Genomic DNA, 22,751 nt, shown 5'->3' with positions numbered 1-22,751 from the left:
GCCTAAACCTTGATTAATAATTACATACTAGACTGCGAGTACATCTATAAATGTTTAACCGCTCTCTAAGCGGTACTGATTCATAGGTTAAGCAAACTGAATAATTGAAAGAAAAAACTCGAGATAGAGAATAGAAACCCCACTTATGAGTAAAGAAAGTAATCCAGATATTCCATTTATGGCGACATTGACGCCCATTCAGCTACCGTTTCAGCTTCGCTATGGCGTGAACACTGAGTCTGCAGAGTACCGCCAATTGATCAACGATATTTCAGACAATATTAATGATATTGTCGATGCTGCCGTGCACTTTCAAAGCACTGAATACTCAGAATTAAGCAGTGATGTAAAAAGTTTACGTATGTTTGTGTGGCAACCTCAGCATTGGTTACGCTTTCATGTGTTTCCAAATGGCGTCGCAATTGTCGAGCATGTGCAACCCTTGCACCCAGATGACACGGTTAAGACTCTCGAAGCAAAAGCACAAGCGCTCAGTGAACAGGTCATTCAAGAGCAATGGCCAACCTTCATAGAAATATCAAAATCATTAATAAAGCTTAATCAAAACCTAATTCAAATGGTTGGCGATGATTCGCTCAATACCTTTACACTTCAGATTAAATGGATAACTCGATGTTTATGCCTTAAAAAGCCAGACCTTACCTCATCGAATTGGCAACGAATTTTGACGCAATGGTTAGCCAATACCCGTTCGCCAACTGACGCTCAATTACTCTGTGATGGTGAGTTGAATCACTCCATGACATGGCTGAATTATGTGGTTGTCGATGTTCAACAAAACGCGACAGGGCTAATGTACGACTATCGATTCGATAGCATGATTTTGGCGCAATACTTCTATACGGCGCAAGAAAATTGTAATCAACAATTAAAACAAGCCATTGAAAAAGCTTACATTGCTGACGACTTGTTAACGGCAGAAAAAACCTTGTCTAAGGCTCGACTCGCTGCGAGAATGCAAACAATTCAATACCATGATGCATTAAAATACGTGACTCGCGACAAGCGAGAAAAAATTGCCGAAATACTAAACGGCTGGGACTACTCTGAACTTGTTGAAAATAGCAACCGAATGATCGACGTCTGCAGTAGTCGACTCGAAGAAGTTGATAATCGACGACGCGAAAAGAGCAGTGTAATGACCGACTTATTACTGGTTGCATTAAGCTTTTTTGCCGTCTTTGAATTATCTCTTTATTTAGTCGAGTTAAGTCGTGAAATGATGTCACGCCCGACGCTCGACTACCACGACGATAGTTCAAGTATTTTTTTAAGCTTCATAGCAAACATTGATACCGACTATATGTTTAGTTTTGGAGTTTTGGTCACCGTCGCACTGTTTTTCATTTACCGAAAATTCAAGCAGTCTTAATACTATGTTCAAAAATTCTAAACTCACTTCCTTAGTCATCATTCTTTATGCCGTCACTGCGTTAGGTTCAGAACTGCCAACCAAACTAACCGTTCTAACCAATACTTGGCAGCCGTACATTAACCACTCAAAAGAGCCTTTAGGACAAGCCGCGTTATTAGTTGAAATGTTGGCCTTTCAAGCAGAAAAAGAGGTTGAATGGCAATACTTTCCCTTTCAATTCAACTATCAACAAGTAGCAAACGCTCGCTCCATGATAGCTTTTCCCTATTTTAAAACCGCCGAACGCGAACAAAAGGTGCTGTTTTCGAAACCCGTGTTCTATGCAACCAGTCGACTGTATTACAACCGACAATACTTCAATGAAGCAGATATTAAAAATAGGTGGGAAAGTCTAGTACTCGGTCGAGTTAAAGGCTACAGCTACGGAGAAAACCTAGACGCCAAACTCGATAATGCCATCGTTTTTACTGATGAACAGTCAGCTCTATTTGCTCTATTTAATAACGACATTCAGATTTTGCCTATGACACAAGGTGTACTTACGCATACATTAGAACAATCCTTTCCAAATCGACTTGAACTAATTCGTCCCGTTCCTGGTATCGAAGAAACCTCAGCTCTACACTTCATCGTGGCAAAGAATCAGCAAGGCCAAAAAATCGTTCAGTGGTTAAACAGTCAAATCGACAAGCTTTTAGACAGCCATTCGGAGCCGGTAAAAGCGAGAGAGTCTCGCTCAAAAGGCAGCATTAATTTGGCACAGTTGGTCGCAGCAGAAGGTTATCCGGTGATTTTAGGCGAAGAGAAAAATCCCCAGGAGCTAGCAGCTAACAATAAAGACACTCAGGTATATTACACATTAGTACAAGGAACGCGTGTCGCGATCGTTGAATGGAGTGAAAAAATGGTAAAGCCTAGTCAAAATGATCGTTTGTATCAAAATATGATTGAGCAAAGCAAAGTGGTTATATTGAATGGCCCGCATATTGGTCGCGAGTTGTGGATTCGCAACCTTCATATACAGCTACTGTAGGGTATTAAATGCACATTCTAGAATACGTTGGTTGGCTGGGCACCGGCTTATACTTATTAAACCACGCTTATATATCCTATGCCAAAAACCTTAAAAAATGGGTCTATTACCTAGGAAATTTGATCGCGGCTTCAATACTTACAGTAACCTCGCTCATTGAACATTCTTGGCAAGCAGTCGTCATCAATGGTTTTTGGGCACTGATCAGTTTATTACTAATACTAAGTGCACCGATCCAGAAAATAGCCTTTCCAATGAGTGCATTTCATCGACTCATTTTTCTATTTTGGCCGACGACGCTCGTTGGTTTTTACCTAGACTTTCAACTCGGCTTTATGATTCTTGGATGGTCGTCCGCTTTTGCATTTTGCGCCAGCTACTTATTATTCAATGCCAATATTATGAAGCCCATTGAGTACTCTATTTGGAATACTTATGCCGCCATTGTGTTGCTACCTCAGCTTTGGATCGACATGAACTACCCTGTATTTGGGTTAGAATTAGCTTGGGCGGTAATATCATTATATGGAGTGAAAAAACGTTACCAACATGGACATCTTATCGATTAGGTTACGTTTCACTATTGAGTTAACCACTTAACCGCTTGCTCATAGTCAGAAAAGGTCTCAAATTCTTCATTAGCAATTCGCACACTAAATTGTCGCCAAATCTCAAAAAACTCAAGCTCTAAAGGATTTTGTGCAAGCGCAGCAATACGATATTTGCGCGTAGCAAACTGTGTAATTTTTTGAGCGAAACTCGCCAATGTTTCCATATCGCGAAGATCAACATTAGGAAAACCTCGACGATAGTCGCACAAATAACTGCTTCCTAAACGAAAATCCGGATGCTCAAAACAACTGGAATAGACGCGAATAACCTCGTCAATGGTCACTTCGCCAATAAAGGTAAGTTCGAAGAATCCTTGCTCTCGGAAGGTAACTTGATGTTTAATCATCACTCGCACCAACTCAAATAAACGGCTTAACTAGTCAATTCTAGTTAGGTTCTCTTAAAAGCACAAAATATATTCGGTAAGAAGGTTATAATAACTTGGCACAATAATCAGTTGGTACATTGTTCTAGGTTGACAGGTTGTTCTGGATTCTCATGCTGCTCTAGGACGACACATCGGCCTATCATAAAGATGAATACCGAATGGAGTTGCCTTAACTAACGATGATACATAAGGAGCCATTGATGAAGCACATTTTACTTTACCTATTCCTCCTCGCTAGCAGTGCTATGTTTGCGGCAGAGCCCCAAAAAGCTTTTCTTCATCCAGAATTAGAAAGCTTTCGCCCTTTTCTCAATACCACTTATCGAGGTGAATTTACTAACTCGACGCCTGAAAAACCCGTCATCGATATTTCTCAGTGGGAACGTCACCTCAATGGTAATGCGATACGAATTACGCATTCGATAAACCAGGGCGAGTACGGTGGAGAAAGCATTATTTTTTGGGATTCCAGTAAAAAAACATTGGTTGGCTATTATTTTACAACTGGAGGCTTCTTCACGGTGGCTGAAATTCAGGTCAAAGATGGCAGTGTTATCAGCCGAGAACAAGTAACCGGAAACCAAAATGGAATCACTGAAGTAAAAGCAACGGCAACGCTCAATAAAGATGGCAGTATGACGACTAAGTCTGAGTACTTAAAGGAAGGGAAATGGGTTCCAGGACACAGTGCAACCTACTACCCCACCAATGAGCATAAAGTAATATTCAAATAGTTTCGTTAGTACACATATTTCCGTGAATATACATTCACTGGATTGACGGAAATATGTGTATTCTTCGCTGATTTAACTTTTTGCAGCAACCAAGGAACCATTCCTCTTTAGCCGTATCAGGCGATCAATTAACCACTGCACCAGAAGTGTCAAAGAAACGGTAACCGGAATGAGAGACAAAAGTTGAGTGGGAGTTAAGGTTTGAAAACCGATAAAGCCCATCCCCCAGCAAATTAAGGTCCATTGAATGACATAAAGACTTGTGACTCTTTCACTGCACCAAACTAACAGACGACCTAACCTACTTGAAACAATCGCCTGATCAAATTGAAAGATAATTCTTAGACCGATAAAGTTCAGACCAATTAAGTACAGAATACCGCCAGGCCCGATATGAAAAAAGTTATTAAAATGGTAAGAAAAATTCCATAACATCAGGCTTCCACCAAGCATCAGCCCGAGCACTCCAACCATCGCCATGCGGTCGAAGGTGTTTTTTTGATGGCCGTCCCATTGTAAAAAGAGACGTCCAAAAACCAAGCCAGATAATATGCAGGTTATCCATGGAAACACTGGGAAATAAACCTGATAGGTTGCAGAGAAGAGTAACTGGCTTAAGTAGTTAAAGCCGGGAAGCGACCACTCCCAACCGCGCAGCTCGCCACTTGTGATGGTAATAAAAACGATCGCTAATAAAATCCCAGTGGTGTTTCTCAATACTGGTGCGATCAACGCCATAATTATTAGCGACACTCCTGCAAACTGTAAAATATCGCCCGTTAGAAACAAGAACTGCCATTGTTTAAAGCTTAATGGTAGCTGCCAACCATAAGCGGCAATAAACGAGTCAGGCATCGTTTTAAAAATAGCGATCGGAACAATAAATTTTAACGTGTTTAACAAGCATCCAATTGAAAAAAGTAGCAATCCGCGGCGAAACCAATACCAAGGAGATTGATTTCTTGAAATTGCCATTGAGAATCCCATTAATACAAGAAACGCTGCCGTGCCCTTTCCCAGAATATGCAGAAGTGTACCGACCAAGGACTCCGCTTGTGTTTCTACCGAACCATACATCCAGAGGGTATGCACCATGATCATGATCAAGACGGAAAGACCGCGAGCAATATCTAAGGTTGCTATGCGCTTCTCTGCACCAGAAACACCGTGTTCAAGTTTCAATTTTTGATAAGAAGTGACTTTCAAGCTCATCTTTCTTTCCCTCTTTGTTCGTCATTGCTTATCTTCCCATCGCTCATTGCATTGACTTGAGGTTCCGCAAATGCTGCCATCGGATTATTCAAAGTTCCCGAAAACTGTAACGCACCAGCTGGATCGGATAAATCAACCATTTTAAAGTTATTGCGTAATTGCAAGCGATTTAGACAGGAGTGTAAAAAGGTTGGCGCGAATAAATCCCATGCCTTAAAGCGCTCAGAGTATTGAGGGAATCGATGCTGATAGTTCTTCACATTCTCTGCAACCAGCTGCCAAAAATCATACTCACTCATTAGATTTCGTTCGACTAGTATGGCCGCCATAAAACGGAAAAATCCATCAAAGACGTCAGTAAATATCGACAAAATTGCAATGTCGTCAGACACCTTAACATGCAATCGCTCCAAGCCTTTGGGCAGTGCTAAGTCTGAGTTTAATAAGCAAACTTCTTCTCCAATATCTTTCATGTAAGCAGCCACAGGCACACCCCGCTCCACTTTTAGAATTAAATTTTCGCCATGTGGCATAAACACTAATTGATGGGCATACAAACAATGTAGTAATGGAGTAAAGTAGCAATTCAAATATTGCGTTAACCATTGTTCTGCAGTTAAGCCAGAGTAATTAATTAAGGCTTTTAAAAAGGAGTCTCCATCATCTTCAATGTGCAACAGCGATGCCATAGTCATTAACCGTTGCTCAGATTTCATTCCAACTTTCGGACTCTCTCGCCATAACGCTGACAGCATTTTGTTATAAGCAGTATTACCAACTTTCTCTGGAGAGTAATAATCATTAAAATAACCAATCGCGGCTTCTTCTTTTAAAATGCTGAAGTTTAACCGATTGATTTCATTATCATGCTCAATCAACTCGGCCACCCAAGTATTGATTGCCGGGGTGACTGCCATGTACTCAGCCGAGAGACCTCGCACAAATCCCATATTAAGAATCGACAAAGCGACTTTAACGTAACGTTGTTTAGAGCGTGATAAATTAAGTAGTGTACGTATAGACTGTTGCGCTTGATAAAGATCACTTCCACGACCTAAATAAATAATATCTTTGCAACTTAATTCTCGACTAAACAGCGTCGATATTTTGTTTTTCCATTGCCAAGGATGTACTGGAATACAGTAATAGTCGCTCCATGTTTTACCACACTCTCGCAGCTTATCTTTGAATGTATCGATTAAGCTTGGATCAAGCTCTTGAGTGATTAAAGCCTCATAATTCAAGTCCGGCACGCAACTAAAAACCGCTTTCTCTCTGGTAATGGCTAGCCACTCTAAATGCATTGGAAAGGCAGCTTCTGGCGCATAGCGATTAAAATCTTCTGCGTTAAAGCCTATTCGGCCATTGTTCGCGACAAAGCAAGGATGCCCTTCGGTCATGGCGGCTTCTATGTTTTCAAGATCAGCGATTATCAACTCATTTATCGGCAATCTAGAAGAGCATCGTTTATATGCTGCACTGTATAAGGTGCTGGTGACTTCTTCTAAATAAGTCACCAGCTTATCCTTTGGAATTTTAAGCTCAGAATTAAACTCGCAAACAAATTCTACGGCATCGAAGCGTATAGCTTTATTGTCAGATTTCCGCTCCATCGTTAATTCATCAATTGACCAATGGTTCAAAGACAGTACTTGAGCATTAAACTCATAGACCACTGATGCGTCTTGATTGACAAGTCGGTAGCGATCGAGCGATTGAAGACTGTTTATCTTTTTTGGTTCCAAAATCCGCTCATGACTCCACTCAGCAATCATCTTCTTGACCAACTTCAAATTCACGGTATTCCATAGGTCAGAATCAAACGGTGAGAACTGACTTGTACCTTTCGAATCTAAATTCAAATCAATATAAGCGTTTACCGCTAACTTAAACTGCTGTTGAGTACACGTCGCCCAGTAAGCCAATTTATCACCAAGTTTCACTTTACCTTGGTGACGAAAACCAACGACACGATTAAGCCGGTGTATTTTTTCATTATTACTATCTGGCTCGACAACAATGCGCCCAGCCTTAAATTGGTTAAACACAAAATCCATACAAAAAACCATCACACCAAAAGTAAAGTGATGAATGGGTTGATTTGCTTGTGCAACAAGCAAATGAATACCATAGTCTCGAGGCTGCAAGATTACTTTATTTACAAGCGGCGAAAACTCAGCTTCATAGACTTCTAACAAAAACATCGGTGTTCCATTGTAAACTCCAATATAAACTCGATGCCCTGGTTGTGCCTGTAGATTCTCATATTCTTTTCTGACCATATCTCTACTCGCACCCATCAGTCCCCAAAACGAAGCATGTGGTTGATTTACCCACTCATAAATTAAATCAAGGTGCTGCTCGAGTACCATCGGGACTAGCTGCAACTGACCGATACCTGCGATATGGCGATCTGCATAAAATGACTCTGATAGAGCCTGATTTGCTTTAGAATTCATTATTAGATCTCTTTAGTAGAAAGCTTCGTTGTCGAAGAATCAAATACGTTTCTTCTGTAAACATAAACAAAGCTGCACAAACAAAAAACGAATAAAATCGATGACATGATGAATGACCACTGGGGATCGATATTAGCGACAAGGTAGGCTGTTACAAACGAAGCAATGATGACACCGATGTTCTGGAATAGATGAACATGACTGTAATCTCTCGAAAAATCTTCAGGTTTGCTCAATTGAAATAAAAGTACTTCAAAGTTAACCGTCGCTTGAAATAACCCCCAAGCAAAGATCATTCTTCCGAGTACAAACAACCATTGCTCTTCTGTTGACTGAACCATCGCTCCAAGCAAACAACAAACCAATGACCAAGCAATGCTCGAGTAACAGTTTGATTGAGCTTTGTTCAATCGATTCAAATACAACCCTATCAGCGCAACCCATCCCGGTATCGAATAGATCAATCCTGATAACATTTGATTATCAATATTTGATATCGATTCCCAATAGAGAGAAAGAAAAGGTCGGATGGAGAAAGCTGCAAAATAAAAAATTAATGACAAAATACCTATTTGAATAACAAAGCTTGGCACCGTGATAAAAGAACCTTTAAACAACTTTATTTGACGGCTAGAAGGAATAACTTCATTACTCTCTACTTGTTTTTCTTCAGATGAGACTGTCGCCGTATCGGACACTTTTACTTTAAATCGGTGGATTAATAGCAGACATACAATTACCTGAATAAAATCGCCAGCGGCCATTATTAGATACAGTTGACTCGGTTCAAGCCACTCTAGAACAGCCCCGCCTATTAATGCTCCTGCGATTGCTCCAAAATGCATTAACACCGCAAATAGGCTTGCAACATTGAGGTGTTTTTCGCGAGCCTCCAATCGCATAACAAAGGGATATATTAACAAGTAGCTTGCCTTGAACAGCAGCATCAGTTGAGAAAGTACCCAAAAAAGCCAAAGCTCATTGACAAAAAAACAACTAATCCCTAAGCAGCCTGCCGCTATTTGCGTATACACCCATAAATGAAGCTCATTAATACGCTTCGCAACGCGCGCCCATAACGGAAACATACACATTACCGTAATACACGACATTGCTATGTAATAACCCGTATGCATGGGGTCAGTTACCGCAAAGTTTTGTTCAAAAAACTGAGGATAGAATGGTAAAACCATGGTGTCGCAAACAACCGATACAATGGTTAAAAAGATCAACGAAACCTTTAAATTCATGACACCCTCGCAATGTTCAGCGCCTGATTCAGGTTAAAACTCGATGAATCAATTTGCTCCGGTGAAAATGTTTGAAAAGCAATATCCGTTTCAATGGGATAAATTTCCTTTCCGTAGAGTTGTTTGATTAAGTGGCTATTGCGGTAGCAAGCCATACCTAAATCGGGAGTAACGAACCCATGGCTATGTAGCTCAGCGTTTTGAACGAAAATTTCCTTTCGTTGTTTATCGATAGCGTAGTATCGAGAGACGTCAAACTCGCCCTTTTCAGTCCATGCAATTCGTTTGGATATTGGCTGCAAACAGTCAGGAGGTGTAAAGCGATATCCACTGGCTAAAACAAGGCCTTGAGTCGAACATTCAAACGCTACGTTTTGTTCGACTTGATGAAATTTCAATTGATAATGTGATTCTTTATGTTGGCATCCATATAGCTCAGAGTTAGTAATGAGGTTTACTTTAGGAGAATGATTGAGTTGCTTTATATAAAGTAGGTCAAAAATAGCATTTATTAAATCGCTATTTATTCCTTTATATAGGTGCTTCTGCTCTGCGAGTAGCTGCTCCTTCTTGTGCACCGGAAGCTGATAGAAATAGTCAACATATTCTGGCGACGTCATTTCCAGCGTCAACTTACTGTACTCTAAAGGAAAGAATCTTGGCGCACGGGTTATCCAATTTAACTCATAGCCATGACACTCGATATCAGACAGCAAGTCATAAAATATTTCTGCAGCACTTTGACCACTTCCAACAATAGTAATTGAGCTTTTTGACTTTAATTTTTCTCTATCCTGTAAGTATCGAGACGAATGGGTGACTTTATCTGCATATTTTACGCAACAGTCAGGCAGCCAAGGTTTAGGACCAGTACCAATAATAATTTTCTTTGCGGTATACTCTTCTCTTCGATGTGGCCTATTTGATGATGAAGCATCGATAAACAATCGATAGCACTGTTCTTTTTCATCAAACTCAACTCGTTCAACACTCGATGAAAACTGCACATTATCAAGTTGTTCACTGACCCACTGACAATATTGATTATACTCACTGCGCATTAAAAAGAAGTTCTCTCGAATATAGAATGAATAGAGTCGTCCGCTTTGTTTAACATAGTTCAGAAAACTCAGAGGATGAGTAGGATCTGCGAGAGTCACTAAGTCAGATAGAAAAGGCGTCTGTAACGTCGCTGATTCAAGCATCATTCCAGGATGCCAATTAAACGACTCCGACAGATCGAAAAATCGCCCGCATCTTTCAGGTTGATTACTGACTAATGCCGCTAAACTAAGATTAAATGGACCAATACCGATGCCAGCAAAGTCTAAATTATTTATGTTCATTTAAAAGTCACTTACGATTGATTTTGTTGGTTATATTGATGTGAAAGTTGACGTCCCAAACGTTTAATTCGCTCAAATACGACTAGAACTTGCTCGAGACTTGCTTCAGGATTTAGAAGAGTTATCTTCAGATAACTTTCACCTTTCACTTTCGTTCCAGCAATGATGGCTTGGCCATCTTTAAATAGCTGCTTACGAATTTCTTGATTGATAGTGCACAAGTTTTGCTTATTTGCTGAAAGAAATCGAAAAACTATTGCCGATAGCTCAGGTTTATTGAGTACCTCTATTTCGAGATCATTTCGAACAGCACACTCTACTTTTTGAGCCAGTTCGATAACTTGATCGAAATATTGGCCAAGCTGTTCCGCTCCTATAGTTCGCAAACTCATCCATAGCTTTAATGCGTCAAATCGGCGGGTCGTTTGAATGCTTTTGTTCACTAGATTAGGAGTACCTTCTTGAGATTGGCTCAACGGGTTTAAGTAGTCTGCATGGTGGGTAACACAACTGAGGTGCTTTTTATTTTTAACAAAAAACGCACCACAACTAACTGGCTGGAAAAATGTTTTATGAAAATCAATGGTGACTGAGTCCGCTAATTCAATTCCATCGATACGATCTCGATACTGGTTTGAAATGAGTAATCCGCCACCATAAGCAGCATCAACATGCATCCATAATGCTTCTCGGTGAGCGACCTTCGAAATTTCATGCAAAGGGTCAATGCTTCCAAAGTCCGTTGTGCCTGCAGTTGCAATTACCGCGACCGGTATTTCACCTGCTTCTCGAGCATTGTCAATCGCTGCTTTTAGCTGTGCCACATTCATTCGGTAATGCTCATCAGTCGGAACGCTTACGATCGACTCATAGCCTAGCCCCAAAATAGCGGCTGACTTTTGTAAGCTAAAATGACTCGCTTCCGATACGAAAATCTTAAACTTTGTAAACTCGCTTGGTAATCCATTGGTCTTCACATCATGATTGAGTTTGCGACGGCAAAACTCATCTCGCGCGATCAACATAGCCATTAAATTTGATTGAGTTCCACCACTGGTAAAAACACCATCCGCTGCCTCACCAAATCGAATGCATTCGCTCGTCCAGTCGAGTAATCGCTGTTCAATCAGTGTCGCGCCAGCACTTTGATCCCAAGTATCCAATGAAGAGTTCACTGCAGATAGAATAAGCTCGGCAACGATGGCAGGATAAACAATAGGACAATTTAAGTGCGCCATGTAATTTGGGTTATGAAAATATACCGCGTCCTTTAAGTACAATTCTTTCAACTCATCGAGCGCAGCGGTGAAGGTCCACTGTGGTTGTGATAAATCAACATCAGCAAATTTCTTCGCCATATGCTGTGGAGTAATTCCAGAAAAAGGTTTTTCAAGTGTTTCAAATCGCTGCGACAAAACTGACAGCGCATCAATGACTCGGCTTTTTAATGCAGCAACTGAATGCTCGTTAAAAATGTACGAGGGTTGATAAAGTGCCTTTGCTGTCGTGAGGTGACTTACCGCTAGTGATTCAATTTGTTGTGCATTTCCCATCGTTGGTACCTGCTAAAATAAATAAGCCATTCAACAAGCGCACAAATGTAAATGATATTTATTCTCATTACAACACAAATGAAAATAATTATCATTTAGATTAAAAAATGAGATAGTGAATCGTCAGGTTTAGAATAAGCCAGACGTGAAACACACTAACGCCTCGACTCAGACTGGATAGAGAGAGTCGTTAGTGTGAAATAGAAAGGGATCGAGTCGTTTTAAGATGGTTTGCGATTACCGCTCAAACCGAGCCAAAAATAAATAACACTGCCAATCACTAAGGAAAAATTAATAGCATTGACGAGGCTCCAATTCCAACTCATAGAAAAGTGCAAGTGATGCCAAACAGGGATAACTAACAAAACCAACGCTGTTAATAATTGCAGATGACTTTTTACTCTCGGTGGATTCTTTTTCCAAAGCGCATAGATAATACACATGACCGTCGACACTAAAAAAATCATCGTCGCAGACAATCTCGTCATTACACTTATCGAAGCCAGAACAATGGCGAGAGGAGATCCCCAAACCACAGCGACCCAAAGATCATTTATAAAGCTGGTAAACTTCCTCCGAGCCAGCCATATATTGACTCCAGTGGCGCAAACTATTGTCAGCGCTAGTCCTAAAATAAAGTATACCCACTTAACCGGCATTCCAGCGAAGTGCCCGAAATGCAATCGATAAACAGAGTAGGCGAGTTGCTGTCCCCAATGTCCGTCTGACATACCTTGGTGGTTAATCAGCTCACCATTGGATCGAAACCGATAAATTTCGGAATAAATAAGACGCTCAGGCAGAGTCGCGGCAATTTCTAAAAACTGATTCTCGGTAGCGAAGTTTTGCACCACCATATAAATCGGTTTAGCGTTTGGATGAGTCATCTGTAGTTGTTGCAAAGCATTTTCTATATTCAGTTGCTCGATTGACTGAGTGACTTCAATATCGGCACCGTATACTTCATCAATAACCGCTTCACGATCATTGTTGTAAAACGCACTGGCCGAGACCAATATTAAAATACCCACCAATCCGATAAATGCACCGGTTAACCCAATCATAAAAAAGAAAGGCGTCCCCCAGACACTCAAACGATTATGTAGATCAACTTGAGCAATGCGACGAGAACCTTTTGGACGCCAAATAAAAGCATCTTTAAAGATTCTCGGATGAGCCAAAATACCAGTAACAATTAAACCACAAAGCATTGCGCCCAGTGCACCCACTAAAATAATTCCAAAGGTTTGCGGCAAATGCAGGTTAATATGCAGCTCTTTTAGAAAATGGGTCCAGCCTTCGATAGGAGGTTCTGATAAAGAGCCATCTTGATTAATAAACCATTCTTGGTCATCACCAGAGATATGCATTCGAGGTACCGATTCTGTCGGTAAAACGACATAGATAGATTCCGGTGTAGACTCAACTCGTTGATTGAAACGTTCGATTGCCATGTGAATTTGACGAGTAGAGTAGTCATCGTATTCTTCAATAACCGGCTGCTCCCAGCGCTCAAACTCTTCATAAAAAACAACCAAAGCGCCGGATAGGCAAACAAGATACATCAAAGCAGAAACGGATAAGCCAACCCACGAATGACTCGATAGCGCTCGTTTCACCAATTGACTTTTATTGGATTTAGCTGGCTTGGCTGACTGCTTTTTTTCATCTACGATGGTCGCAATATTTTGCTTATCAAAATGTTCCTGTTGGTTATCAAAGTGTTCACGAGATGACATTAATTTACTCCCCAAACTGAAACCGTCGATGTAATGAGTAAAAGCACTGACCATAAAAAGGGTTTTAAACGCTGAGGTTGTGACATTAACCAGCTACTCACACCGGCCCATAACAAGGGCAGCATCAAGGCAGCAAATACCAGAGAATTTGCTCTTTCACCCCAATAAAGTTTAACCAATAACGCAGCGAGTATGGCACTGATGATAAATGCCCACGGCCCCGCCAATAAAAAAGTGACCAGCGCCTGACCGATTTGTCGGCCGTTAACGCCATCAAAACGCCGAGTGTTCGAATTTCGACTTTGATTTGAGCTTTTATTTATTTTCTGATTAGATGGATTGAGACCTAAGATAGATGGAAGAAGAAACACGATCATCAAACTGATTAAAGCAGAAACAACGCAATAAAAAGTAATGCCATATTCAACACCCCAAGTTTTACACCAGATGACGATAGACAAAGTATTAAGACAAACACAAATTAGCGACCGCAATAGGCTATTGCCTTGCTTTCGCGTCCAACGTATCCACAATTGATAAGTCATCACCAGTGCCAGTAAGTTTAATCCTATCGGTAACAACAGCGAGCTCAGTAAAGAAAAGAAATCTATATTCATAGTTCGACCAACTCAAAAATGCGCGAAGCCCCGCACAATTTTGCAAGGCTTCGCACGACCAGGAAAACGATTAATTAATAGCGATAGCGAACGCTTGCGGTTATGGTTCGTTTTTGTCCATAGAAACAATCTCCTCGCGACAAACAAGAGGTTATGATGGTTTTATCGCTGAGATTATCGATATTCAAACTAAAATCTAACGCCCCCATTTCATAACCTAGCATGAGGTCAAATACCGTATATGCTTCGGTATTGTAGGGTGCTTCAGCGCCATTGTTTGGGTCGCCATCTAAGTCTGTTCGAAAGAAAGTTTCTCCGACATAGCGCACGCCAGCGCCAACTTTAACTCCATTGTCATCACCAAATGGGCGGTAAGTCGTCCAGATTGAGGCCATATTTTCTGGAAGTGCAGAAAGCTTCTCCCCAAACTGGTCAACCGCGTTGGTGTTTGAATAAGTCGCATACACATCAAGCGTGTCCCATTCAAGCTGCGCTTCAATTTCGAATCCATCTGAGTCGGCTTCACCAATTTGAATTTGGTTAAACGGATCATTAGGGTCATCAACCAATCGGTTTTTCTCTACTGAATCAAATCGACTTAAGGTAATTAAATGCTCAGTTCCTAATGGCTGATACTTCAAGCCAATTTCTTTTTGTTCCCCGAACTTTGGTTTAAAGGTATTGCCGTACGCATCGTTACCCAGTTGCAACTCAAAGGACTCGGAGTAACTAATATAAGGAGAGATACCGTTATTGAACGCATACATCACGCCTACCCGTTTGGTGGTTTCAGAGTAGTCTTCACCGCTCTCTTGATAAGCACCGACTTCAGATTGATCATGACGAAGCCCAAGAGAGACAATGAAACCGTCGGCAAATTTGATTTGATCTTGTAAATAAATACCTTGCTGCATTTGTGTCGTTGCGGTTCCGCCATTAATTTCCGGCAACGTGGATAAGTCAAAGTTGCCATATACCGGATCATAAACATCTAGCAATCCACCAAAACCATAGGCGGTTCGTGAAGTAATATCCGCCGTTTGGTAATCAAGGCCAATCATAAATTTATGATCCGTTGCACCAAGACTGAATCGACCATGCAACTGCCAATCAGATGTCAAAGATTCAAGTTCATTGTCTGCTAAATAGGCTAAACGAGACACACTCCGATCATCCGCCAACAAAGCAAATGGGTATCCATACATTGAACGATATTCAGATTGGCTGTCCATATAGCGCAACGACCAGCGAATATTCCAATCTGAAGAGACATCGTAATTAACGATCGATGTCAGCGACGACTGCTCAGTATCGTAACGATCAAACTCTGGCTCGCTGACAAAACGTTCTACGGGTATTTGCCCAAACGGTGCCGGTCGAATTGTTCCAACGTGTGGAAAAAATTGCGTGCTCGAGCCAGACTCATTTTTCTGAACATTGGCTAAAACAGTCCACTCAATATCCTCTCCGATAAAAAACGTTAATGCTGGCGCTAAATAATAAGAGTCATCAGAGACAAAGTCGGTTTGTGTATCACTGTCGCGAAGCAATCCATTGATGCGAAATAAAATCGACGCATCATCATTTAAAGCGTTGGTGTAGTCAGCAGCAATTTGTCGTCGATCAAAACTACCAATCTGTCCCCAAACTTGGCCACTCTCTTCCGCTTGCGGGCGTTTGCTAACAAGATTAACAATCCCACCGGTTGTGCCTTGTCCGTACAACACAGACGATGGGCCTTTCAATACTTCAATTTGCCCGAGTGAAAAAGGATTAGGTCGTACGTTATTGTAGTATCCATACAGCATTTTCATTCCGTCTAAATACTGCACGGGTGAAACACCTCGAATAATTGACCAGTCACCGCGAGTATCTACTCCGTAGGGTCCATTAAAAACACCCGCCACATAACCCAGAGCGTCTTGAATCGTTTCGGCTCCCAAATCTTCAATGCGCTTTTCTGTTAACACCGATACTGACATCGGCGTTTCTACAATCGGCGTATCGTCTTTGGTTCCAGACGCGCTAATATAAGCAATGGTGCCGCGTTTTGAAGTAATGGTAATTTTATTTTTATCCTCAGCCGCTTTATCGTCGTCTGCCAATGCAGTGTTTGAAATGACAAAACTCGTGGCTAGACAGATTGCTGACCAGGTAGGTTTAGAGACAGGTAAAGACATAGGTATTTCTCGTTCTCATGATGGTTTCCAATTGGCGCAGATCTTAATGCCAATTATTCTCATTTGCAATACAAATGATAATAATTCTTATTATTGCTTGTCATGAGAGGCCTAAATACGGCCAAGAATATAGAATGAAATTCTTTATATTCAATAGGTTATGAATTTTCTAAGGATGATTTCACCCGTTTGACCGCTTGTGAGAAACAGCGAAAAATGTTTCTTTGCGAAGCTAAGTAAGGCAAATATTCGGGGTGCCACTGAACGCCAACGATAAATTTATCTCGGTGCTCAATGGCTTGAATAAATCCGTCGGCATCACGAGCAGTGACCACCAGATCATCTCCGAGATTCTTAATCGCTTGATGATGCAAACTGTTCACCGCAAGTACTTTCGGAGCAACACATTGACCTAACTGGCTGTCGTTAGTGACTTTTACTTCTTTCACAGGCCAAGGGACGTATTGATTCGGCGTTAACTTTCGCATTGGCCGAATATCGGAATATAAGGATCCTTTCGCCACAATATTTAATAGCTGCGAACCGCGACATATTCCTAGTATCGGTAGTTGATCGCGCAAAGCTTTTTTTAAAACCTTGATCTCTAATTCATCACGCTCCGGATCATAACGACTTCGTGCATTTTCAACATCACCATAAAGCTGAGGGTGAATATCGTCGCCCCCCGAAATAACAACACCGTCAAATTGCTCGGGAATTGGGTGTCCGTTAGGCGCGCAATAAATCGCTTTCATATTATTTAGCCACAACATAAAACGAATCGCCCACCACCCTATCGGCCAACGTTTGTTTGGCCCTGTAACCACAATAAGCGGACTTGAATGATTAATCCTTGTCATTAACTAACTCTGCTCTAAGGTGTCTGACAAATGTTTTGGTGCTAGCTCAAATTCGTTCAGCAAATGTTCGCATTGAGTGATCCAGTGGCTATCAATACGATGAGTCAATCGCTGTCTCTCATTTTGAAATTCCAAACAAAAGCGTTCCAAAGCGCTTCGATTGTTTGCTAGCTTTTCAACCACCAGCCACAGTTTCCATGGAAAACTTAAATTCCAGTCAGGATTATCAATATCACAGTTGGGCAGACGGTAATGAAATGTGGGTCGAGGCTTGATCAGTTCTTTCTCCGGTAAGGACTCTACTCGCTCTTCATTTAGGTGCCCAATAAGAGGCAGGCAATCTAATCCTCGATTACGTGTCGGATTATACGCTAAATAATCATCAATCCATGGTTGCGAGTGGGTACCGTTATCCGACGACTCCTGTTTTTTATAATAGTCAGCGTCGATAACAAGATCGATATATTCATTTGGAAAATGATCGATATAAGGGGTCATCCGCCGAACCAAATCGACCTTTTCTTGCTCGACAATCCAATCATACAAACATAGATAGGCTTGTAAAAATGAAACGATGGTCGTTGCACGCAAATCCGGTAGCTCAGGATTCAAGTGCAATCCAAATGCATAACGAACAGCGTGTCTGGTTCCTAATGCTCCTTGCTCTCTCAATGTCGAAATCAATCGCTCGCAGTCTGCTAATTCCGACAGGGGTAACGGCGGTGTCACTACTTCCCAGGGTACTAATTGTTCTGCAGCGCTCTTTAACAGGTTTTCACCTAGCGCTTTTAGTGAACCTTGTTCCGAGTCAGAGTCAACCAACTGTTTCAATAATTGCGCATCAAGCTCTAAAGTAAAATCACCCACTCTCGAATCGATCACTTGTTGCTCAAACACTGACTTTTGCTTAATCGTACCACCATAAATTTCTTGTATCGATTGCAAAACTCGGTCGGGCTCTACGCCGGAAAATTCGATTTCGATACCCAAATGGCGGTCTTTGGATTCTACTTTTGACTGTGTCATTGTTTCCTTATCCTCGAAATATTCAATCGTTATTTTTTATAGCGCTATTTTCTTGAGCGTCATTTTCTTTAACTCCACTTTCTTAAACGTCACTGACATCAAACTGATCAGTTAATTGAAAATGAAATCCCTCTAGACTGAAAAATACACATACTAGCTTGCCAACAAACCCGTAAAAGACAGCGCTTGAGAAAGTTTTAAAAATGCAGCGATATTGGCACCTTGACGATAATCAATACGTTCGCCTTTCTTTCCATGTTGTTTACACTGCTCATGAATTTGCTTCATGATCTGTTGCAACCGCTCATCGACATGAGTCGCCTCCCAGCTTAGACGACTTCTATTTTGCGAAATCTCTAATCCAGAAACGGCAACCCCTCCTGCATTGACGGCCTTACTTGGCCCCACTAAAACATCGTTCTCTTCAAACAAGTCTAGAGCCGAATCGCTACATGGCATGTTGGCTCCCTCAACGACCGCTAACGGTTGATGCCTTATCAATTCAGCAGCGTCTTCGCCATCGATTTCATTTTGCGTCGCACAGGGAAAAACTAAGTCGCAAGAATATTGCCAAGGCTTTTCATCTTTTATGTAGTCACCGTTCACTTCGTCAATGTCAGACAAACGTTTTCGTTGTTGGCGGCCTTCAATAATCTTTTCTAAATCAGAATCTGTCAGGCCATCTTGAAAATAACAAACGCCACGACTGTCACTCAAAGTGATCACTTTCGCTCCTCGCTGCAAAAGTTTCTTTGCAGTGTACAAAGCAACATTGCCAGCTCCAGAAATGCAGCACACTTTATTATTTAAGTTTTGTCCTAATTCAGCCAACATATGCTCAGAAAAATACACACAACCAAATCCGGTTGCTTCTTCACGAATGCAAGATCCACCAAAGGTAGGATGCTTACCAGTTAAAATGCCTTTAAACTCATTTTCAATGTTTTTATATTGATGGAACATATAACCGATCTCTCGCGTGCCAACGCCGATATCACCCGCAGGGATATCTTTATCGGGACCAATATGATGGGCCAGTTGCGTCATAAACGCCTGGCAAAAACGGCGAATTTCGCTTTCTGAACAATTTTTTGGATCAAAGTCAGCACCACCTTTTGCGCCCCCCATTGGAAGACCCGTGAGACTGTTCTTAAACGTTTGCTCAAACCCTAAAAACATCAACTCATCAATCTTGGTGTTCGGCGTAAACCTTAATCCACCTTTGTACGGCCCAAGCGTATTGTTAAATTGAACGCGATAACCACGATTGCTTTGAAACTCACCGTTATCATTCTCCCAGTCGACACGAAATTGAATGATACGATCCGGTTCAGTCAACACGGTAAATGCGCGCCATAAATGCGGCTGCTCACTTTGCTGAATATAACGGGCAACATCATCACCCACTTCATTAACCGCTTGAATAAACTGCGGCATATTCGAATAGTGTTGCTCAATGGTTTGAATGTGCTTATTCAATCGTTGATAAGGCGACATAATCTTCTCTTGTTGATTAACATATCAACAGACAGTCGCAAACTTCATGCCAACAGAAAAGACTTGTTTTCACACGGTAGAGAGTAGATTTTGGTTCAATATTGGTGGAAATCCACCAAGCTAGCGCATTTCAACCAGCGGAGTTTAAAAAGTAGAAAGATCAATGGAGAAATCAGAGTAGACGTTTAAAGCCTATTGATAGTGTCGGTTTATCATAAAAAGCGTTGAGACAACGATGAATCGTTGCCTCAATGAAAACGATTAACCTTTAGCCGCTAAGAAGATGCGACCTTGCTTTTTTTCAGCGAAAATTTCAGAACCAATATACCTAAAATTCCCGAAACGATGGAGCCCACCAAAATCCCTAAACGTTCATCTAAAAGCTGATTCACCCCTGTTTCTTGAAAGGCCAAGCTTCCAATAAATAAACTCATGGTGAAACCAATACCGCATAAGAATGAAACACCAAGCAAGTTAACCCAACTCGCACCCTCAGGTAATTTTGCAATTTTCAGTAACACACCTAATCCACACATCACCATGATGCCAACGGGCTTACCGACCACTAAACCTAAGAAAATGCCAAAAGGCACAGGATGCACCGCTTGTTCCATGGTTAAATGCAGGAAAGGAACGCCGGCATTCGCAAATGCGAAAATTGGCAGCACCACCATCGCAACCATACCATGCAGATCATGCTCTAGCGATTTGACTGGCGAACGCTCTGGATTCTTAGCATCGCGCATTGGAATAAACATAGCCAATAAAACACCCGCCAAGGTCGCATGAACCCCTGACTTTAAAAGTGCCGTCCACATGACTAATCCAACTAAGAGGTAAGGGGTTAAATCGTAAATACGACGTCGATTAAACGCGAATAAAACCATCATACAAGCAATCGCGGTAAATAAAGCAGTAAGCGATAAGTTTGCGGTATAGAACAATGCAATGATGATAATTGCACCGATATCATCAAAAATAGCCAGCGTTACCAAAAATACTTTTAGACTGGTAGGCACTCGGTTGCCAAGCAACATCAAAATGCCCAAAGCAAACGCGATGTCGGTTGCCGCTGGAATCGCCCAGCCTTGCAGAGCGATACTGCTGTCCCAGTTAATATAAGCATAGATAGCCGCTGGTGCGATCATTCCACCGATGGCGCCCAACCCCGGCATAACAATTTTGGACGCTTCGGATAACTCGCCTTCATAGAATTCACGCTTTAGCTCAAGACCAACCAATAAGAAAAAGAGCGCCATCAAACCATCGTTTATCCATAGCAAAAGAGGCTTCGCAATGGCAAAACTGCCCACCGAAATAGCAACAGGAACATCGATGAGTTGTTGATAAAAATTGTTCAAACCGGTATTCGATGCGATCAAAGCTAACACAGCAGCGAAAAGAAGAATAATCCCAGAAGCAGACTCTAATTGAAGAAAGCGCTTAAATTGATCAACAACGGTGTGCATGATGACTCCATCTAACTTTTAAACAGCCCATATATTACGTAAGCCAATCCCATTTGGCCATGAAAACCGCCAGTAACCTGTAACCAATGTTGTCCTAATGCCACTGAAGAGCTACCAATCAATAGACTGATGATTCCAATCCATAAAAGCTATCGACTGTTCTGGCGAAACCTTAGCCAATAAAGCAAAGAGTTGCTGCGCGACATACTCAGGCGTAAACAATTTATCTTTTGGCACTCGAGCTTGGAAGGGTTTTGACAGAGGAGTGTTGGTCGTTCCAGGGTGAAATGCAAGCAGCTTAACCTTTGGGTGACTGCGCGCCAATTCGATGGAAGCGGTTTTTAATCCCATGTTCAACGCAGCTTTCGATGAACGATAAGCATACCAACCGCCGCTGCGATTGTCTGAAATACTACCAATACGCGCGCTGAATACCGTAATCTTACATTCACTGGTTTTAGGGAGCACTGATTTTAATTGACTCAAGCAAAATAACGGCACAAACGCGTTGGCCCGCATTAGCGCCGAAAAGTACTTTTCGTTGATTGAACTCATCGACTTTTCTGGCATCGCAGTGTCTAAATGCAATAGACCATTGCAAATAAAGGCTTGGTCGCATTGCGATATGAGTTCGTGTTGCTCTTGAAAATGCTCGCTCAATGATTGCTCACTGTAATCGGTCTTAAGATAGGTAACGTTAGGATCTTGGATTAAGTCACTGGGTTCCTTTTGCGTTAGACCAATAATGCGATGGTATCGATTTGACCCTTTAACTTTAGCACTTTCAGACGGGTGAATTAAATGCTGAATGATTGCTTGCGCAATCGCACTTGAAGCGCCAATCACTAATGAAGCTCGCCTCTTGTTCGCACTCAACCGCGTTTCATCCTCCATTCTCACCCTCGCTTACTTTGAAACAATTCAATCGACAACTTGCCTAAAAAATTATCAGCACCTCTACAAGATGGAAGCCGATAACTGAGTAGGTTAGCCAACGGCGCATTTGAAAATAAAAGCCAGATTCATCTTCATTCGCCCAGCACTCTCCTCGCCAAACCAACCAGTAACCAGCGGCCAACCAAATCAGCGCAATGAATAAAGAAAGGTTGGCCAGCAATACCCCTACAATGGCATACAGGGCTATACCATTGGATAGAAAAAGCGCTCGCGTCATTCGCGGTCCACCAGATCCGCATTGCACGCGTCCCCAAAGGGTGCCCGCCATAAACGCCAGAATACCGCCACTGTAAGCGGTAAAAACAAAAGGAGGATAAAAGCCGAGCAGGCTAGCGCCACTCCATGAGTAAACGATGGCAATCACGAAAGGAATAAGGCCGCACCAGCCGAGCAGCTGGGTCACGCTTCTAATCATAAATCCCC

At 41.7% G+C, this 22,751-nt stretch carries 19 protein-coding genes; 4 read left to right on the top strand and 15 right to left on the bottom strand.

Annotated features, from left to right (window positions below):
- Positions 1-145 precede the first annotated feature (145 nt).
- From Q9312_RS16155 to Q9312_RS16145, 3 genes are read left to right on the top strand one after another with little or no spacing between them, the layout of a single operon-like run.
- Positions 146-1,393: a hypothetical protein gene (locus Q9312_RS16155; RefSeq protein ID WP_309201900.1), complete on the top strand. Its 1,248-nt coding sequence runs from the start codon at positions 146-148 to the stop codon at positions 1,391-1,393.
- 4 nt (positions 1,394-1,397) lie between these two features.
- On the top strand, positions 1,398-2,429 hold the full coding sequence (locus Q9312_RS16150) for a substrate-binding periplasmic protein (protein WP_309201899.1): 1,032 nt from the start codon (positions 1,398-1,400) through the stop codon (positions 2,427-2,429).
- An 8-nt stretch (positions 2,430-2,437) separates the two neighbouring features.
- A complete protein-coding gene (locus Q9312_RS16145; protein ID WP_309201898.1) occupies positions 2,438-2,998 on the top strand; it encodes a CBU_0592 family membrane protein in 561 nt (186 codons plus the stop codon).
- Between the two features lie 11 nt (positions 2,999-3,009).
- On the opposite strand, the gene Q9312_RS16140 is transcribed toward Q9312_RS16145, so the two are convergent.
- A complete protein-coding gene (locus Q9312_RS16140; RefSeq protein ID WP_309201897.1) occupies positions 3,010-3,387 on the bottom strand; it encodes a hypothetical protein in 378 nt (125 codons plus the stop codon).
- 242 nt (positions 3,388-3,629) lie between these two features.
- On the opposite strand from Q9312_RS16140, the gene Q9312_RS16135 reads away from it, so the two are divergent.
- Positions 3,630-4,163: a hypothetical protein gene (locus Q9312_RS16135; protein ID WP_309201896.1), complete on the top strand. Its 534-nt coding sequence runs from the start codon at positions 3,630-3,632 to the stop codon at positions 4,161-4,163.
- 72 nt (positions 4,164-4,235) lie between these two features.
- On the opposite strand, the gene Q9312_RS16130 is transcribed toward Q9312_RS16135, so the two are convergent.
- The 14 genes from Q9312_RS16130 to Q9312_RS16065 form a co-directional block, all read right to left on the bottom strand.
- Positions 4,236-5,375, bottom strand: a complete 1,140-nt coding sequence (locus Q9312_RS16130; RefSeq protein ID WP_309201895.1) for a heparan-alpha-glucosaminide N-acetyltransferase domain-containing protein — start codon at positions 5,373-5,375, stop codon at positions 4,236-4,238.
- Positions 5,372-7,834 carry a GNAT family N-acetyltransferase gene (locus tag Q9312_RS16125; RefSeq protein WP_309201894.1) on the bottom strand — a complete coding sequence of 821 codons (2,463 nt, stop codon included), beginning with the start codon at positions 7,832-7,834 and terminating at the stop codon, positions 5,372-5,374. The genes Q9312_RS16130 and Q9312_RS16125 overlap by 4 nt, the downstream gene beginning before the upstream one ends.
- 2 nt (positions 7,835-7,836) lie before the next feature.
- Entirely contained in the window at positions 7,837-9,084 is a 1,248-nt protein-coding gene (locus tag Q9312_RS16120) for an MFS transporter (protein ID WP_309201893.1), read from the bottom strand.
- Positions 9,081-10,430, bottom strand: coding sequence for a lysine N(6)-hydroxylase/L-ornithine N(5)-oxygenase family protein (locus Q9312_RS16115; RefSeq protein WP_309201892.1), 1,350 nt, complete (start codon positions 10,428-10,430; stop codon positions 9,081-9,083). The genes Q9312_RS16120 and Q9312_RS16115 overlap by 4 nt, the downstream gene beginning before the upstream one ends.
- A gap of 11 nt (positions 10,431-10,441) precedes the next feature.
- Positions 10,442-11,983: a pyridoxal phosphate-dependent decarboxylase family protein gene (locus tag Q9312_RS16110; protein ID WP_309201891.1), complete on the bottom strand. Its 1,542-nt coding sequence runs from the start codon at positions 11,981-11,983 to the stop codon at positions 10,442-10,444.
- 221 nt (positions 11,984-12,204) lie between these two features.
- Positions 12,205-13,722 (bottom strand): PepSY-associated TM helix domain-containing protein, encoded by a 1,518-nt coding sequence (locus tag Q9312_RS16105; RefSeq protein ID WP_309201890.1) that lies wholly within the window; start codon positions 13,720-13,722, stop codon positions 12,205-12,207.
- Entirely contained in the window at positions 13,722-14,339 is a 618-nt protein-coding gene (locus Q9312_RS16100; RefSeq protein WP_309201889.1) for a hypothetical protein, read from the bottom strand. Before Q9312_RS16100 ends, Q9312_RS16105 begins: the two co-directional genes overlap by 1 nt.
- A 74-nt stretch (positions 14,340-14,413) precedes the next feature.
- Positions 14,414-16,519: a TonB-dependent siderophore receptor gene (locus Q9312_RS16095; RefSeq protein ID WP_309201888.1), complete on the bottom strand. Its 2,106-nt coding sequence runs from the start codon at positions 16,517-16,519 to the stop codon at positions 14,414-14,416.
- Positions 16,520-16,677: 158 nt separating this feature from the next.
- Entirely contained in the window at positions 16,678-17,379 is a 702-nt protein-coding gene (locus tag Q9312_RS16090) for a gamma-glutamyl-gamma-aminobutyrate hydrolase family protein (protein ID WP_309201887.1), read from the bottom strand.
- Between the two features lie 3 nt (positions 17,380-17,382).
- On the bottom strand, positions 17,383-18,405 hold the full coding sequence (locus tag Q9312_RS16085; protein ID WP_309201886.1) for an amidoligase family protein: 1,023 nt from the start codon (positions 18,403-18,405) through the stop codon (positions 17,383-17,385).
- Positions 18,406-18,558: 153 nt separating this feature from the next.
- Entirely contained in the window at positions 18,559-19,902 is a 1,344-nt protein-coding gene (gdhA, locus tag Q9312_RS16080; protein WP_309201885.1) for an NADP-specific glutamate dehydrogenase, read from the bottom strand.
- Between the two features lie 275 nt (positions 19,903-20,177).
- Positions 20,178-21,371 (bottom strand): Na+/H+ antiporter NhaA, encoded by a 1,194-nt coding sequence (gene nhaA, locus Q9312_RS16075; protein WP_309201884.1) that lies wholly within the window; start codon positions 21,369-21,371, stop codon positions 20,178-20,180.
- Between the two features lie 111 nt (positions 21,372-21,482).
- Positions 21,483-22,265: an SDR family NAD(P)-dependent oxidoreductase gene (locus Q9312_RS16070; RefSeq protein WP_309201883.1), complete on the bottom strand. Its 783-nt coding sequence runs from the start codon at positions 22,263-22,265 to the stop codon at positions 21,483-21,485.
- A 43-nt stretch (positions 22,266-22,308) separates the two neighbouring features.
- Entirely contained in the window at positions 22,309-22,743 is a 435-nt protein-coding gene (locus tag Q9312_RS16065; RefSeq protein WP_309201882.1) for a DUF3429 domain-containing protein, read from the bottom strand.
- Positions 22,744-22,751: the final 8 nt, after the last annotated feature.

This window comes from Pleionea litopenaei, from assembly GCF_031198435.1.
Classification (GTDB): Bacteria; Pseudomonadota; Gammaproteobacteria; order Enterobacterales; family Kangiellaceae; genus Pleionea; species Pleionea litopenaei.
The sequence above is the reverse complement of the archived record's forward strand: the minus strand, read 5'-3'. Positions and strand labels throughout refer to the sequence as shown.